At 29.4% G+C, this 14638-nt stretch carries 12 protein-coding genes and 2 pseudogenes; 10 read left to right on the forward strand and 4 right to left on the reverse strand.

Annotated elements, in window-relative coordinates:
* Nucleotides 1–135: pseudogene (locus T514_RS26340) on the forward strand (IS256 family transposase); the annotation flags it as partial.
* Nucleotides 136–296: 161 nt separating this feature from the next.
* Here the strand turns inward: T514_RS26340 and T514_RS0120275 are convergent.
* Nucleotides 297–548, reverse strand: a pseudogene (locus T514_RS0120275) (AraC family transcriptional regulator); the annotation flags it as partial.
* 276 nt (nucleotides 549–824) lie between these two features.
* On the opposite strand from T514_RS0120275, the gene T514_RS0120280 reads away from it, so the two are divergent.
* From T514_RS0120280 to T514_RS0120305, 6 genes are all read left to right on the forward strand, one after another.
* Nucleotides 825–2282 (forward strand): aminoacyl-histidine dipeptidase, encoded by a 1458-nt coding sequence (locus T514_RS0120280; RefSeq protein ID WP_027626395.1) that lies wholly within the window; start codon nucleotides 825–827, stop codon nucleotides 2280–2282.
* Between the two features lie 212 nt (nucleotides 2283–2494).
* Nucleotides 2495–4414, forward strand: coding sequence for an OPT family oligopeptide transporter (locus T514_RS0120285; RefSeq protein WP_027626396.1), 1920 nt, complete (start codon nucleotides 2495–2497; stop codon nucleotides 4412–4414).
* On the forward strand, nucleotides 4404–4754 hold the full coding sequence (locus tag T514_RS0120290) for a PqqD family protein (RefSeq protein ID WP_207640957.1): 351 nt from the start codon (nucleotides 4404–4406) through the stop codon (nucleotides 4752–4754). Before T514_RS0120285 ends, T514_RS0120290 begins: the two co-directional genes overlap by 11 nt.
* Before the next feature lie 302 nt (nucleotides 4755–5056).
* Complete coding sequence (cbiM, locus tag T514_RS0120295; RefSeq protein ID WP_027626398.1) at nucleotides 5057–6055, forward strand: cobalt transporter CbiM; 999 nt, start codon at nucleotides 5057–5059, stop codon at nucleotides 6053–6055.
* Between the two features lie 23 nt (nucleotides 6056–6078).
* Nucleotides 6079–6873 (forward strand): energy-coupling factor transporter transmembrane component T, encoded by a 795-nt coding sequence (locus T514_RS0120300; protein ID WP_027626399.1) that lies wholly within the window; start codon nucleotides 6079–6081, stop codon nucleotides 6871–6873.
* 4 nt (nucleotides 6874–6877) lie between these two features.
* Complete coding sequence (locus tag T514_RS0120305; RefSeq protein WP_027626400.1) at nucleotides 6878–7606, forward strand: energy-coupling factor ABC transporter ATP-binding protein; 729 nt, start codon at nucleotides 6878–6880, stop codon at nucleotides 7604–7606.
* A 262-nt stretch (nucleotides 7607–7868) separates the two neighbouring features.
* Here T514_RS0120305 and T514_RS0120310 read toward each other — a convergent pair whose 3' ends face one another.
* Both T514_RS0120310 and T514_RS0120315 read right to left on the reverse strand, forming a co-directional pair.
* Entirely contained in the window at nucleotides 7869–9185 is a 1317-nt protein-coding gene (locus T514_RS0120310; protein WP_169735838.1) for a HAMP domain-containing sensor histidine kinase, read from the reverse strand.
* Nucleotides 9186–9317: 132 nt separating this feature from the next.
* A complete protein-coding gene (locus T514_RS0120315) occupies nucleotides 9318–10019 on the reverse strand; it encodes a response regulator transcription factor (protein ID WP_341350174.1) in 702 nt (233 codons plus the stop codon).
* 249 nt (nucleotides 10020–10268) lie between these two features.
* Here T514_RS0120315 and T514_RS0120320 point away from each other — a divergent pair, with 249 nt between their 5' ends.
* Genes T514_RS0120320 through T514_RS0120330 form a run of 3 tightly spaced genes read left to right on the forward strand, consistent with a single transcriptional unit; the run spans nucleotide 10269 to nucleotide 13481 of the window.
* Nucleotides 10269–10961, forward strand: coding sequence for a DUF4097 family beta strand repeat-containing protein (locus T514_RS0120320; RefSeq protein ID WP_027626403.1), 693 nt, complete (start codon nucleotides 10269–10271; stop codon nucleotides 10959–10961).
* Nucleotides 10962–11002: 41 nt separating this feature from the next.
* Nucleotides 11003–11884, forward strand: a complete 882-nt coding sequence (locus T514_RS0120325) for an ABC transporter ATP-binding protein (RefSeq protein WP_084284789.1) — start codon at nucleotides 11003–11005, stop codon at nucleotides 11882–11884.
* Nucleotides 11877–13481 carry a hypothetical protein gene (locus T514_RS0120330; protein WP_027626405.1) on the forward strand — a complete coding sequence of 535 codons (1605 nt, stop codon included), beginning with the start codon at nucleotides 11877–11879 and terminating at the stop codon, nucleotides 13479–13481. Before T514_RS0120325 ends, T514_RS0120330 begins: the two co-directional genes overlap by 8 nt.
* Nucleotides 13482–13666: 185 nt before the next feature.
* On the opposite strand, the gene T514_RS0120335 is transcribed toward T514_RS0120330, so the two are convergent.
* Entirely contained in the window at nucleotides 13667–14230 is a 564-nt protein-coding gene (locus T514_RS0120335; protein WP_027626406.1) for a RasGAP domain-containing protein, read from the reverse strand.
* Nucleotides 14231–14638 lie beyond the last annotated feature (408 nt).

Raw genomic sequence — 14638 nt, forward strand, 5'->3', positions numbered from 1 at the left:
CCAAGTGATACTGCATTAATGAAAGCTTTGTACTTAGCAACATTTGAAGCTACGAAAAAGTGGACTATGCCTCTTCGTAATTGGGGAAAAGTATATGGTGAGTTATCAATAATGTTTGAAGGAAGACTTTTTTAATTAAGCCTACGGCCAAAAAAACACGCCCTTCCCTAGGGTGTTCTTGACATGCAATTCATTGTTAATTATATTGTAATTAAGGCATGGAGTTTTACCATGACCTCCATGCCTATAAAATAATTATCATAGAAAGCTATTTACAGAAAAACTTTCACACACTCATAAATTTTAACATCATCTGTAGATTTCATCATACCAATCTCCCCCAATCCTAAAAAGTAGCGGTCGAAAGGGTTTGTTTTTGTACGAAGAACGACAGGCTTAGGCTTTTTTCGGTATTCACTTGGAGTTACACTATATGTTCCTTTGAAAGCTCTAGTAAAAGCTTCATGTGACCCTTTACCAGATAAATAATCTTTAATGGTTTTGCATTTTTCTTCAAATGATATTTTCGCTTTTCTACCCATAAAATATGCTTCTCCTCGCGATAAACAGTTTTATTATTTAAACTGTCTATCATAAGGGAAGTATATCAAATTCTGATACGGTTTTTTTATTTATTGATAAAGTAATATTATCAAGATGCAAGACTAAAGGTTTTAATGTTTAATTATATAGAAATATAAAAAATACGTAAAATTATATATGTTGATTTTTATTTTAGTTTGTGGTAAATATAGCTATAGGGGTATTTACAATTTTTGGAATATACCTATAAAAAATATAAAATGAGAAGGGTGGTAATAACAATGAAAGAAGTACTTAAAGATGTACAACCAGTTGAAGTATTTAAATACTTTGAAAAGCTATCACAGATTCCAAGAGGGTCTGGAAATGAAAAAGGGATTAGCGATTATTTAGTATCCTTTGCTAAAGATCATAATCTAGAATATGTTCAGGACTCTGCATTAAATGTTGTTATAAAAAAGAAAGCAACATCTGGATATGAAAACAGTCCTGCTATTGTTTTGCAAGGTCATATGGATATGGTGTGTGAAAAAAATATAGATATAGAACATGATTTTACTAAGGATCCGCTAAAGTTAAGAATAATTGATGACATGATATATGCAACTGGCACAACTTTGGGAGCAGATAATGGAATTGCGGTTGCAATGGGACTAGCAATTTTGGCTTCTAATGAATATCAACATCCGGCAATAGAATTGCTTGTTACCACTTCAGAAGAAACAGGAATGGATGGAGCAATCGCATTAGAACCTAAAAATATAGAAGGAAGAACAATTATTAACATAGACTCCGAAGAAGAAGGTACGCTATTAGTGAGCTGTGCTGGTGGAGTTACAGTTAAAACAACAATTCCTGCAGTATGGGAAGCAATAGATGAAAACCTTGTTCCATATATAATTAGAATAAGAGGCTTAAAAGGTGGACATTCTGGAATGGAAATAGATAAAGGAAGAGGGAACTCTAATAAATTAATGGGTCGTATACTTATGTCTATTTTATCTGAAATAGATTTTAGACTCAGTTCATTAAACGGTGGATCTAAGCACAATGCTATTCCACGTGAGACAGATGCTGTTATCTTAGTAAGAGCCGAGGACAAAGCTTTAGTTGAGCAAAAAATATCTGAGTGTGAAGAATTATTTAAAACTGAATTGAGAACACCAGATCCTGATGTAAGAGTAGAATTTGAAGTTTTACCTACCTTGCATTCGGAAATGCTTTCAAAAGAATCAACTAATAATGTAGTTAACTACTTATACTTAGTTATAAATGGGGTAACTTCCATGAGCATGGATATTAGGGGGTTAGTACAAAGCTCCTTGAATCTCGGAATAATTTTTACTCATAAAGATTCCGTAGAATTCATAACCTCAATCAGAAGTTCCGTTAGAAGTTTAAAGAACGAATTATATAATAGATTAGCTGTAACGGCTAAATTGAATGGCGGAAGTGTTGTTGCTGAATCTGGTTACCCTGAATGGGCATATAATCCTGATTCAAAAATAAGAACAATTTTTGAAGATATATATGAAAAAATGTACAAAAAGAAACCTCATATAACTGCAATTCATGCTGGGCTTGAGTGCGGACTGTTTGCAGAAAAATTTGACCAAATAGATGCTATTTCTTTTGGACCAAATCTATATGATGTTCACACTCCAAATGAACATATGAGTATTTCTTCAGTTCAGAGGACCTGGGAATACTTATTGGAAGTATTAAAGAATTTAAAATAAGGAACATTTAAATAAGTCAGTATGCTAGGCTATTTATTTTAATATGCCTAATTAAATGTTTGGACCAAAGATTTTGATCTTTGGTCCTTATAATTTATTTCATTGCAATCAAATAAGTGAAAAAATTTATATTTTAAAATATTTTAAAAGCACTATATTTTATTGGAAATTATGTTATAATATGTATATATAATACATTAGGAGGATATATGGTGAATAAAAAGTTATCTAAATATGCATATGGTGGGGTAGCTGGTAAAGACTACGTACCTTACGTTTCTAGTGGTTCTAAATCTGGTGGAAACGGTGTCGTATTGATAATTGGTATCATCTTGGCTGCTTTGTTCGCAGCATCTACTGCCTATTCGGGTATGAAATCAGGTCTTACAGTTGCAGCTGGTATACCTGGTTCTATACTAGGTTCCGCTCTTATAGCTGTATTTTCTAAACAAAAAGGTATTCTTGGTAAAAACTTAATTCAAGGTATGTCAAGTGGTGCAGAATCTGTTGCTAGTGGTATAATATTTGTTTTACCAGCAATTCTATTAATAGGTTCTAAAGTTACTTTCTTAGAAGGTTTTGCTGTTGGTGTAGGTGGAGTTTTATTCGGTATAGGAATAGCTTCTCTTGTTCACAATTACTTAATGGTTGAAGAACACGGTAAATTAATGTACCCTGAGTCAATGGCTATAGCTGAAACACTTGTTGCTTCAGAAGGTGCTGGAGAATCAATGAAGTACATGGGAATCGGGTTTGGAATAGGCGGTATTATAACTGTTGTAACTAGTTCATTTTTAAATGTAGCTAACAACGTTATAAGTTATGTAAACGAAACCTTCTACAAGTGGAAATTTGAAGTTGAAGTCAATCCACTATTATTAGGTATAGGATATATAGTTGGTTTAGAGGTTTCTTTAACTATGTTTGCTGGTTCTATATTATCTAACTTCTGTATTATGCCTTTAATAGGTTACTTCGCTGCTCTTGCACAAGATGGTGCAGCTGTATGGAATAATCCGAGTGTTGCTATAAACGCTATGCAGGTTAAACACATAGCTGGTAGTTATGTAAAATATATCGGTGCTGGAGTGATGCTTTCTGGTGGTTTAATAGGTGCTGTAAGGCTTATACCTACAATAGTATCTTCCATAAAAGAAACTATTAATGCTAAGTCTTCAAATAGTGGTGAGGGTTCATCTGCTGGAAACATAATATTACTTGGTGGTATAGTAATATGTTTCATAGGCGGTTTCTTGATATCTGGTGGTAATATATTAATGGCAATAGCTGCTTCTATTTTATCATTATTCTTATCATTACTATTTGTTATAGTTTCTGGTCGTTTAACAGGTACTATAGGAACTTCGAACCTTCCTGTATCTGGTATGACTATAGCTTCTATAGTTGTTGTAACATTATTATTCGTTGCAATGGGATGGAAAAATCCTGAAAGCAACAAATCATTACTTTTATTTGGTACATTTATAGTTACTGCTATAGCTATGGCTGGTGGTTATTCTCAATCACAAAAAGTTACTTTCATAATAGGTGGCGACAAAAATGAAATGCAAAAATACTTTGCTATAGCTGGTATAGTTGGTGTTACAGTAGTTGTTGGTACTATATTATTACTTTCTAACCAACTTGCAATGACTGGTGATAACGTTCCATTTGCACTACCTCAAGCTAACTTAATGTCAACATTAACTGCTGGTATAATGTCAGGTAAATTACCTTGGGTTATGATAATTGCTGGTGCTGTTATGGGAGTTGTTTTATTCTTATTAAACCTTCCTGTAATGACAGTTGCTATAGGATTCTATTTACCAATATCTACAACTTCTATAATACTAATAGGTGCATTAGTTCGTTTATTTGTAGAAAGAACTTCTAAATCTGAAAAAGAAAAAGAAGTTAAAATTTCTAATGGTATAAGTTTATCATCTGGACTTGTTGCTGGTGGTTCTATAATAGGACTTATAGGTATAATATTCCAAGTAACAGAGGTTATAAAAGGATCTGGACCAAGTGGATTCGTTGCTTCTAATGGAATGGCATTTTTAATATTAGTAGGTCTTATAATAGCTACTATAATACCTATAATGAACAGTAAGGTAAAAAATGATGAATAATAACGAAGAGGTCTTAAGCATAATATTTAAAGTATCTGATAGTTTAGAATATGAAGTAGATAAGGACAATATTGTGACAATACTTGAAAAACAAGATCACAAGATCCAAAACTTCTTTAGAAAACTTAAATTTAGAATTCCAGAATATAAAAGAATTTCCATGGATGAGTATGGAAGTTATGTATTTTTGCAAATAAATGGCAAGAAAACTGTAAAAGATATTGGAGAAAATCTAGAAGCAAAGTATGGTGATAAAACTCATCCACTTTATGAAAGATTATTGTTGTTCTTAAACCATATTGACGTTAATTGTCACTATATAGAAAAAATAAATTTCTAATACAAAAGATGGCACTACATTGTAGTTGCCATCTTTATATGAGTAACAAGCTTCATAGGCTATACTTAGAAATGGAAGCTTAAAAAGTTTATTGAAGAAAAGATAAAAACAAGAGTTGTAAAAAAGGTTAATATTTACAAATTTGGAATCATATGGTATTATAAGCTTGTATGCTACGAGAGTATACATTTCATTTTAATAAACACATTATTCTTGATTAATAACCACGAAGGTTGATTGCTGTAGGCAGTTATCAATTTTTGTGGTTTTATTTTTTGTTAAATTTTAGAGGAGGGGATAAAATGCATATTCCAGAAAATTATTTAAGTCCAGCTACCTGTGCTGTAATGGGAGCTGTAATGATTCCAATTTGGACAAAGTCAATTAAAAAGGTAAAAAGTGAGGTTAGTAAAAAGAAAATGCCACTTATGGGAATAGGGGCATCACTTTCATTTTTAACAATGATGTTTAATGTTCCATTACCTGGAGGAACAACTGGTCATGCTGTTGGTGGAACATTATTAGCTATTCTTTTAGGACCTGAATCAGCTTGTATTTCTATAACTATTGCACTTCTACTTCAAGCTCTATTATTTGGAGATGGTGGTGTCTTAGCTTTTGGAGCAAATTGTTTTAATATAGCATTCGTTATTCCATTTGCAGGATATTATATTTATAAGTTTTTACAAGAAAGAATCAAGGGAGAAAAAGGGGAATATATTTCAACTTTCATTGCTTCATACTTAGCTTTAAACGTTGGTGCTTTATGTGCTTCAATAGAGTTTGGTATACAGCCATTGCTATTTAAAGATGCATTAGGAATGCCACTATATTGTCCATATCCATTATCAATCTCAATCCCTTCAATGCTTGTTCCACACCTTGCAGTTGCAGGTGTTATAGAAGCAATTATTACACTTGGGGTATTGGGTTTTGTAAAGAAAGTTTCACCTGGTATTATATACGAAGACTCTACTGCGAAAAGGAAACCTATATATGTTTTAATAATTGCATTAATATGTTTATCGCCTATTGGTTTATTAGCTTCAGGTACAGCTTGGGGAGAATGGGGAGCTGATGAGATAAGTTCTGTGACTACAGGTGGTAAAGCATTAGGATTTATACCTAAAGGTATGGAAAATGGATTTAGCCTTAGTGCATTAATGCCAGATTATTCAGTTGAAGGACTACCAGATTATTTTGGGTATATTTTATCAGCAGTTGCAGGAGTTGCCATACTTTTAATAGTATTTAGAGTGATAGCAAATATGAGAAAAGGTATCAACAGTGTGAACAGATAACCTAAAAAGAGAGGATGTTATAAATGCCAGAATGGCTTTTAAAAAAAGATAACTATATACCTCAAAAGGATAAGGATGCTTTTATTAATAAGAGCATCCTATCTATGTTTGAGGTACTTACAAGATTTAGATTACAAACAGAATATAGAGCTAATAAACTTGGAATTAATGCAGTACTTAAACTTATTACAACATTTGTGCTAGTTATTTTTGTTTCTTTGACTAAGAGTTTTACTTTTGTTTTAATTAGTAATGTACTTTTGCTTGTGTTAATTAATTTTTTAAGTATTAATGAAATAAAATATATATTGAAAGTTAGTTTCGTAGTAGCAATATTTACTTTAATTATTCTATTACCATCAGTTTTTTGGGGATACGGTAATAATGCTTTAATGATTACTTTAAAGGTTTTAGTTTCCGTTGGGTCAGTTAATATATTAGCTTGCACAACCCAATGGAATGACCTAATAAGAGCTTTAAAAGTATTTCATGTGCCTGACATGTTTATTTTTGTACTTGATATAACAATAAAGTATATAATGGTATTAGGGGAGTTTTCCTTAAGTATGGTTTATGCACTTAAATTAAGATCTGTTGGTAGAAGTGATAATAAGAATGCATCTCTTTCAGGAATAGTGGGAACGATGTTCATAAAGTCAAAGGAAGCAGCAGAAGAAATGTATGGAGCAATGGAATGCAGAGGATATACAGGTGAATATAAAGTATATAACAAATTTAAATTTAGATTAGCTGATTATATCTGTATCTTAGCTAATGCATTATTTATAATAACATATTTTTATTTTGATAGGGTGTGATTTTATGATTGATATAAAAAATGTTTCCTATTCATATGATCAGAACGCTGAAGCATTAAAAAATATAGATTTACATGTTCAGGAGGGGGAAGCCATTGCTTTGATAGGGGTAAATGGCAGTGGAAAGTCTACGTTAATGAAATTGATTAATGGTTTAATATCTCCACAGCAAGGGGGATACTTTTTTGAAGGCGAAGAAATAACTTATAAGAAATTGCAGAAAGAAAAATTTTCAAAAGCATTTCATAAAAAAATAGGCTTTGTTTTTCAAAATTCAGAAGTACAGCTTTTCTGTTCCAATGTTTATGATGAAATAGCATTTGGACCAAGACAAATGGGAATGACTGAAGAAGAAGTTGAAAAACGAGTAAATGATACTTTAAAACTATTGAAAATTGAGGAATTAAGGAATAGACAACCATATCATTTGAGTGGTGGAGAAAAGAAGAAAGTATCAATAGCCACTGTAGTGGTTCTAAATCCAGATGTATATATCTTTGATGAGCCGATGAATGGACTGGACCCTAGAACCAAAAGGTTTTTAAAAGAATTCATGATTAACATAAATAATGCTGGAAAAACTATTTTATGTTCTACACATGACTTTGAATACATAAACGGAATATTTAAAAGAGCAATAGTATTTTCAAAAGACCATTCAATCATTAGGGATGCTAATTATGATGAAATAATGAGCGATACTGGATTCCTATATGATAATAACATTATTTAATAGTTATGGTAATAGAACATTGTAGTTGGTCATTTGAAAATGCTATGGAAAAACCTCACTTACAGTAGTTACGGTGAACCGTATCATAAGCAAGTGAGGTTTTTTATAAAATTGGATGAAGTAATGGTGGTAAGGTAACCATCACTTTCGCTATATTTATGACAGCCACGCCACGGATTCCACATTGCCATAGCAACACCACCTAAAATTTTCATTTGTCATAATTATATTGTTGAGTTTCTGAAGTGGTTAATTCGGCACTTTAGGTGTCAGCTTTAATAGGTATAGAAATAACAAATAAAATTTTTTCGAATTCACTAGAGGTTAGTTTTATGCTTCCACCATGTTTTTCTATAATTTTTTTGGTTATGGCTAAGCCAAGACCACTTCCACTAGAATTACTATTATCTGTTTTTACAAAGGGCTCAAATATTGTCCCACTTATTGATTTATCAATACCAGCTCCATCACTGCCAATTTTTAAGATTACATTATTTTCTTTTAGATAAGATTCAATTTTTAAACTTGTATAATTTTCATTATGGTTTAGAGCATTGTTGAAAATATTAGAAATTGCTCTTTTCATTAATTTTTCATCAAACTTAAATATAATAGAATGCTCACTAATATTAACTTCCAAGTTAAAATGTTTATTTTCAAATTCTTCATAATATTCTACAATAAGACGTCTCAGCCATTCGTTAAAATCAAGTTCTGCTAAAGAAAGATTATATCCTGAATCCTCTAGTTTTGAAAGTGCAAACAGATCTTCAATAAGCACTGTAGAATATACTGCTTTATTAAGTATTATTTTTAAAAAATTGTCTCTTTCTTCAGAAGTTACATTTTCCTCTAATAAAAGCTTGGAGAAGCCTTGAATGGAGGTTATAGGCGTCTTTAAATCATGAGATATATCTACTAAAAGTCTTTTCTTATTGTTATCAATTCTTTTATTTTCTTCTTCAACTTTTTCAAGTTTTATTACCATTTCATTAAATTCATTTTGAACTTCTTGAAGTTCTTTTAACCCTTTTATATTAGTTCTAGTACTATAATCAAGCTTTTTAAAATTCTTTATACTATTTACAAAGGTTTTAAGAGGAGTTGTTATAAATTTTGAACTTATAATACTATAAATATATATACCTATTAACAATAAAAGAATTTGAATTAAATATAATGTACCAAAAACTTTTAAAGAAAGAAAGGTATCTGATTTACTAGAAAAATTAGGTTTGTATATAAATGAATATTCAACTTTTCGTCTATCTATTTTACAAAGAAAAATATATGGTTTTCCATTTTTGCCTTCTACTGAAAATACTCTTCCAACATAAGGCTTTTCCGGTGAATACTCTGTAAAAGAGACTAATTCAAATAGTTGTTTTTCAGTATATTGCATTATATCATCTTTCTTTTCACCCTTTATATAGATTACCTTTTTATTTTCATCTAGAACTTCTTCCCAGCCACCCATTTCTGAGAGAAAACCAAGTTTTATTTTATTAAAATCCTTATTATAGTATGAAATCATTGAGCTATTGCTAACTTGTTCATTATTAAGAATAAATTTTTCCAAAATAAAAGTTGAAGATTTATATGATAACTGCACAGTTATGTATAATATCAGGAAAGTTACTAAATAATTTATAGTAAGAAAGTTTTTTATATCTAATTTTTTATTACCAATCTTAAAATTTAACTTCATAATTTACTTACCCTCAAACAAATAACCAAGACCTCTTATGGTTTTAATAAATTTAGGCTCTTTTGGATTGTCCTCTATTTTTTCTCTTAACTTACTTATATAAACCATTATAATTTTTTCATCTCCAAGATAAGATTGATCCCATACATTTTCGTACAATTGTCCTTTAGTAAAAACTTTATTTTTATTTTTCATAAGAAAGCATATAAGCTTGTATTCAAATGAGGTTAGTTGAAGTTCCTCATTATCTTTATATACTTTGCAAATATTTTCATCTAATTTTAAATGTTCAGTAATGAGTATGTTTGTACTTCCTGGTGCTTGAGTATTTAATACACTACTTCTTCTTAATAAGGCCTTAACCCTTGCAATGAGTTCTAGAGGATTGAAGGGCTTGGCAAGATAATCATCTGCTCCAAGAAATAATCCATCAATTTTATCTATATCTTCACCTTTGGCGGATAAAAATATTATAGGGGTGTTATTTTTATCTCTGATTTTTCTTAAAACTTCTTTTCCATCAAGCTTAGGCATCATTATATCCAATATTATTAGGTCTATTTGAACTTTTTCAAAGATTTCCAATGCTTCTTTACCATTGAAGGCCCTGTAGGTATTATATCCATTATTCTTTAGATAAAAATCTATTAGCTCTACAATTTCTTTCTCATCATCTACAACTAAAACTGAATTCAATTTTTTCACCTCGTATTTCTTATATTTACATTTTATTATAAGATTATCAAAAATTAAATTTGTATATTTTAACATTTAATTCAAACTTATTATAACATAGCAATGTTTGAAATGTACAAAATTTATGTTTCATTAAGCTTATGTTAATAAGGCATTAATTTTACAGGTATATACTTTAGTTTATAAAGAAATTTAACAGAACATGAGACATAGCGTATCAGGTTTATGATCAATATTCAAAATGTAGGAGGCAAGTTTATGGGAAAAAAAGGATTAAAAGCTTTATTGGTTATTTTGGTAGTGATTTCACTAGGAGGAGGCATCATATTTTTTTTACCAGCTAAAACAACCAATGAACAAAGGATTTTCACTTCAGAAGAAATATCAAATTTAAAGGAGATATCATTAAATGGAAATTTTAATGTTAATATTACAGATTCAGATTCAAAGGATATAAAATGCAGTTTCTCTAGAACAAAAAGGGGATATGTAGCTAATGAGTATGGGTTAGAAAGCAAAATTGAAAATAATATATTATATGTTAAGACATATGTTAAGACAAATGATAAAAGTGAGTCGGGATTTGTTTTTGGTGGTGAGACTTTGAGTGTAAATATTAGCATTCCCAAAAGTTATAAAAATAAATTATCTATAAAATCCAAGTTAAGTAAAATAAATATATTAAATTCAAATTCAAAAGATATAGAATGTTATGTTAATGACAGCGATATTGAAATTTCTTTAGATAAAATATGCGGTAATATTAATGTGAATTCACACTTAGGAGATATAGATTTAAAATTACCTAAAGATGAAAAATTCAATTTATCTGCTAGTTCAAGGTTAGGTGAAGTAACGAATAATCTGGGTTCAAATGTAGATTCTTCTATAAAGGATAAGAATATTAAGCTTTCAGCTTCAGATGGAGATATAACTATAAGCGGGAAATAGTTTTTGGAAAATTTATTATGTTAATTTTAGGAGGAAATATCATGCTTTCAATAAAAAATGTTTCAAAAAAGTATTCAAACAATTTTACAGCTCTTTCAAATTTTAATATGGAATTAGAAGGAGGAGTAATAGGTCTTTTAGGGGCAAATGGTGCTGGAAAATCAACATTAATGAAGATGATAGCAACAGTTTCAAAACCAAGTGAAGGCGTTATTACTTGGAATGGACAAGATATTCATAAAAATGGGGATGAACTTAGACATGATTTAGGATACCTGCCTCAAAGTTTTGGAGTATTTCCTAATTTAACTGCGGTTGAATTTCTAAAGTATATGGCAGCTTTAAAAGGACTTAATATGAAAAAGGCAAAAAATAGAATAAACGAACTTATTGATTTATTAAATCTTAGTGATGCAGCTAATAGAAGTATAGGAAATTATTCAGGTGGTATGAGGCAGAGAATAGGCATCGCTCAAGCTCTTTTAAATGATCCCAAAATTCTTATAGTAGATGAGCCTACTATTGGATTAGATCCAAATGAAAGAATGAATTTTAGAAATTTAATCAATAGCTTATCTAAAGATAAAATAATTATATTGTCTACTCATATAGTATCTGATGTAGAGTCTTCAGCAGAAAAGATAGTACTTATGAATAAAGGCAAACTTATATGCTTCTGCAAAAATGAAGAACTTTTAAATTCATTGGAAGGAAATGTGTGGGAATGCATAGCTGGGGAAAGTGAACTTGAAGATATAAAAGATAAATATATAACAGGAAACATCATAAGGAGAAATGAGGGAATGGTAGTAAGAGTAATATCAGAAAATAAACCAGCATCAAATGCTGTGAAGCTGAAGCCTACTCTTGAAGATGCTTATATTTATTATACTTCTGGAAAGAGAGGGGAGAATATTGGATAAGTTATACCAAATTTATTATATAGGAAGATCGGACTTTTTAGATAGAATAAGAAGTAAAAGTATAATCATTATAGCTCTTTTAATGATGTATATATCCTATTTATTCTTTCCACAAAATAATAGTAGTTTTTATTATACATTGAATTATAATTTTGAAGGATTTTTTTATAGAGGTATTTATAATTCTGTATGGCTTGGATGGGTTTCTACAATAGCATTTATTAGTGTTGTAACCTTGATTGGTTTTTATTTTGTTAGAAATTCTATAAAGAGAGAAAGGGAACTTTTAATTGGTGAAATAACTGCTTCTATAGGTACAAAGCCTTGGGTTTTCATATTTGGAAAAGCCTTTGGTAATTTTTTATTTCTATTGTTACAAATGGTTATAGTTATTTTTATTACAATCTTAATGCAGTTTGTGCGAGGAGAAAGCTATTCTCTTGAGTTAATTAAACTTTTAACACCATTTGTAATATTAGCAGTACCAGCTTGTTTTATTGTATCAGTTATAGCTATAATCTTTGAGGTTATTCCTATACTTAGAAACTCTTTTGGCAATGTAGTATATTTCTTTGTGTGGTCTGGTATATGTGTAGCATCTCTTAGAGGATCAAAATCTTATTTATCTGATGTTTTTGGAATGAATACTACTTCTAAAGTGATTTTAGAACAATTTAAAAATAACTTTGATGAATTTAAAGACATGGACTACTTTAGCCTTGGAACACATGGGCCGCTTCATGATAACATTAAAACTTTTGTAATGGATAAAGTTAATATTGATATTAATATATTTATAGGAAGAGTTTTTTGGATTCTTATAGGAATTTTAATACTATTTTTAGCTTCTATATTTTTTAGAAGAACGTCTCTTATTAGAACAAAAGTGCCTTCAAAGTTCAATAATGTTATAGATATTAAAGAAAAGGAATATAATTATGAAAAAAGAATGGTGTTAAGTGAAGTTTTTGAAAGCAAAAGTTATTCTAATAATTTAAGCATAATACAAAGTGAGCTTAAACTTATGTTTGCCACTTGTAATTTATGGTGGTATGCAGCTATAATTTTATGTTCAATAGGAGTATTCTTTGCAAAAGGTGAAATTTTATATAAATTTTTAATTCCGATAATATGGATTTTACCTATTTTTATATGGTCTAAATTAGGGACTATTCAAATAAATTGTAACATGGAAGACTATCTCAGTACTTATAAAAATTATAGAGAGTCTCAACTTTTAAATTCAGTGTTTGCTGGAATTTTATTTACTATGTTTATAAACATAAGTATAATAATAAAATTTGTAATATTAAATGATTTTCTAGGAGCTATTTATATTTTAATGGGGACTTTCTTTGTAAATGCATTGGGAATGTTTATCGGGAATGTTGCTAAAAATTCTACTGCTTTTGAAATAATTTATACAATTTTATGGTATGTAGGTATTTTGAATGGCTTAACGAGTTTAGATTTTCTTGGTCTTACTAAAACAGCTGTAAGTACACATATTCCAATTATGTTTTCTGCGGTTGGAATTGTTTTGCTAATAGCTTCAATTATAATTAAGAATAATAGAATTAATACTTCACAAAATTAATTTTTAAGAGTTTTCAAGTTTATATATTTTGGTGGATTTCAAAGGTTGCACTTCGCCTCCACCAATGAAAAAAGTTTGTCCATAATATTATTTTCAAAGAGTAGAAATATTTAAAGATCACGTTGAGGTAATATTCAACGTGGTTTTTCATTTTTTCAACTTTATAATATTACTATTTTGGTTTCTTAACTATCTACGGTTAATTTGCCTTTATATAATGATGCTTTATGCATGTTAGGGATTATTAAGGGAGTATTTTTAACTCCTACTATTGGTATAACTGAATAATAAATGCCTGAATCCACAGGAGATGGCATATTTTTTTTATATTTAATATCAAATTTTATCATATAAAAATTAATATTTTTATATTTATTTTTTATAGCTTTATAGTTATGATTTACGTCTTCTTTAAGCATAGGATGTTTATTTGTCTCTAGCTTTTTTACCTCTAATACTTTCACTTCTTCTGTATTTTCAGCAAAGCTATCTATACTGTCTTCTCTATATTCCTCTATAAGTAAATTATTATATTTACTCAAATCTTTTGTAATAAAGGTAGTTTCAAAAAATTCTTTTATTCTCTCTTCTACATCATTGTCAGTATAAGTAATTTTCTCTTCTACATCATTAATTTCCTCTTCAACTAAATTGTTATATTTATTTGAGTTTTTATCAATGTTACTATAAATAAATTTTCCACTAACTAAAATTATGATTAAAGTAAGCATTATATATAGTTTTTTCATGTATTTATACCCCTAAAATGTATTATTTGTACAAGTTTATATTACAGGTAAAAAGTGGAACAGTCAAGAAAAAATGGCATAGAGTGGATTATGAAAAGTAGTAGTTTAGATTCGATATTCTTGTAGATAAAATAACAATATATGACAAGTAAAAAATTGATTAAAAAAGCCGATAATTAAAATAGAGCATAATTAGGAAGTTCCAAACTACAAAAAGAAACTTCTTTTTAATGTGTCTAAACCTATAGAAGCAAAAGCATTTGTAATAGGAATTTGATGAAAGGAGCATGTCAATTTTGGAAATATAAAATGAACAAAAAGTGCAAAAGGAGCACAAAAAATAGTTTCCATATGATAATTTTTATGGTAATATAATCATATGATAAATTTACAAATTAATATAAACAT

Origin of the sequence: Clostridium lundense DSM 17049, from assembly GCF_000619945.1 — a bacterium.
Classification (GTDB): domain Bacteria; phylum Bacillota; class Clostridia; order Clostridiales; family Clostridiaceae; genus Clostridium_AO; species Clostridium_AO lundense.